The organism is Bradyrhizobium uaiense (assembly GCF_010811875.1).
Classification (GTDB): domain Bacteria; phylum Pseudomonadota; class Alphaproteobacteria; order Rhizobiales; family Xanthobacteraceae; genus Bradyrhizobium; species Bradyrhizobium uaiense.
Window position 1 is genome coordinate 1 of record NZ_VKHP01001220.1, and the last position, 222, is coordinate 222.

A 222-nucleotide genomic window follows, 5' to 3' on the forward strand; every position below is an offset into this window, starting at 1 on the left:
TGTCCTACGTGATCGAGGGTGCGGCGCAACTGTTGTGGGGCACCCAGGTTCACGGCCTCGACATCGGGATCAGCGACGTGCCGCTCGACATCGCGGGGGTCTTCATCAGCCGGTTCGACCTGTTCGCCGCGGCGGTCGCGGGCAGCCTGGTGGCGCTGTTCGCGCTGTTCTTCCGCTACACCCGCACCGGGCTGTCGTTTCGCGCGGTCGCCGACCATCCGT

1 pseudogene is annotated in these 222 nt (G+C 68.0%); it reads left to right on the forward strand.

The annotated features are described in order from the left end of the window. Positions 1-222 (forward strand): annotated as a pseudogene (locus FNJ47_RS55850) (branched-chain amino acid ABC transporter permease); the annotation flags it as partial.